The sequence below is a fragment of the Enterococcus sp. RTP21361st1_A6_RTP21361_211029 genome (assembly GCF_040910045.1).
GTDB classification, from domain to species: Bacteria; Bacillota; Bacilli; order Lactobacillales; family Enterococcaceae; genus Enterococcus_D; species Enterococcus_D gallinarum.
Map to the genome: position 1 here is coordinate 1 of NZ_JBDGBK010000199.1, position 1,601 is coordinate 1,601.

Consider the following 1,601-nt stretch of genomic DNA (forward strand, 5'->3'; position numbering starts at 1 on the left):
CTATGGTCCCGCGCCTGGATGACCGACCCCAAGCGGGCCATGGCCATCGTCAGCCGCGACATCAGCCCCAAGGACGAGCACGGAAACCGGCAGGACCCCGCCGCCGTCATGGCCGGCCGGCTCAGCAGCGGCCTGCTCGACCGGCTCAACGGCGCGGTGCGCGACGACTGGACCGCCGGCATCATCCCGCCCATCAAGGCATCCAGAAACACCGCCGCCCTCGACCTGGTGCGCCAGAACGAACTCCTCATCACCCAACGGGCCGACGCCCTCGCCCGACAGGCCGCCACGGGCGAACAGCCCTGGTCGAGGACCGTCATGGAAACGGCGCGGAAGCACGGCGACCACAACCTGCTGCGCGACGTGGCCGTCTACCGGGACATGTGGCACATCGACGACCCCGACCAGCCCATCGGGCAAAGGCCGCCGGGCCGGTCCGGCCGGCAGGAACAGCACTGGTGCAACCTCGACGCACGCATCACCGGACAAGGAAGCGGCGTCGTCAACCCCGGCAAAACCCGGAAGGCCAACCGTAATCGGCCGGAAAACCCGAAGCCCCGCGTGGAGACGCCGAACCCCGCAGCCATGGAGGAAAGGAACCCGCAATGGAAGACACGGCAGGAACCATCATCGAACAACTCGCCCGATGGGCCGACGCAATGACCCGGACCCTGGCCGCATGGGACACCGGCACCCTGATCGTTCTCGCCGTCACGCTCACGGTGCTCGCCGGCGTCACCGGCCGCGCCACCACCGGCGGCGGACTCATCAGGCAGATCCTGTGGATCACCGTCACCGCCATACTCACCCTCATCGCCGTCGCGACCGTCTGGACCATCGCGAGCCGATACCTGCCCATCCCCGAGCTCGAAACGCTCCTGCGAAACCTCGCCGGCCACCAGCCCCTGTTCCGGAGCCTGGACACGGCGGCACGCATACTACGATGGTGACGACAGGAAAGGAACGGGCCATGGCGAAGCAAACACGGAAACGACTGGTCGACTGGCTGCGCGCGGAACGCGACCAGAAGGTCTCGCACGGCCTCTACCAGAACACACAGCTCGTGTTCGCCTACAACAGCAACCACATGGAAGGATCCACGCTGTCCCCGGAACAGACCGCCCAGCTGTTCGACACCGGCGCGCTGCTGCCCGAAAACGCCGACGACGAGATACGGCTGGACGACGCGACGGAAACCGTGAACCATTTCCGCGCGTTCGACCGGATCCTCGACCTCGCGGACGAACCCGTCGACAAGGCCATGGTGTGCGAGCTCCACGCGATCCTCAAACACGGGACCAGCCAGGAAACCGACCCCTCGCGCAACGTCGGCGGATGGAAGACGCTTCCGAACGTCATCAGCCCCATCGAAGGCATCCACACCGTCCTGCCCCGGGACGTGCCCCGCGCCATGAACGACGTGTTCAAGGCGTTCGCGGAACTCAGGGACGACCCATACCAGACAGCGAGGGCGCACTGGCTGTTCGAGACCACGCACCCGTTCTCGGACGGCAACGGGCGCATCGGACGACTGGTCCTCTTCAAGGAGATGCTCCGCCTGGACGCCGTGCCGCCCCTGATCCGCGACGCCAACCGGAACT

3 protein-coding genes are annotated in these 1,601 nt (G+C 66.8%); all 3 read left to right on the plus strand.

Annotated elements, in window-relative coordinates; translation table 11 throughout:
* On the plus strand, window positions 1-663 hold a 663-nt coding region (locus AB5Z52_RS16980; RefSeq protein ID WP_368267134.1), incomplete at its 5' end, for a hypothetical protein.
* Entirely contained in the window at window positions 606-950 is a 345-nt protein-coding gene (locus AB5Z52_RS16985) for a hypothetical protein (RefSeq protein ID WP_077423898.1), read from the plus strand. The genes AB5Z52_RS16980 and AB5Z52_RS16985, both read left to right, overlap by 58 nt.
* 20 nt (window positions 951-970) lie before the next feature.
* A partial coding sequence (locus AB5Z52_RS16990; RefSeq protein WP_368267135.1) for a Fic family protein occupies window positions 971-1,601 on the plus strand: 631 nt, incomplete at its 3' end.

What these genes read in the sequence shown, in the direction of transcription:
- AB5Z52_RS16985 (WP_077423898.1), top strand. Translation starts at nt 606, where the DNA reads ATGGAAGACACGGCAGGAACCATCATCGAACAACTCGCCCGATGGGCC.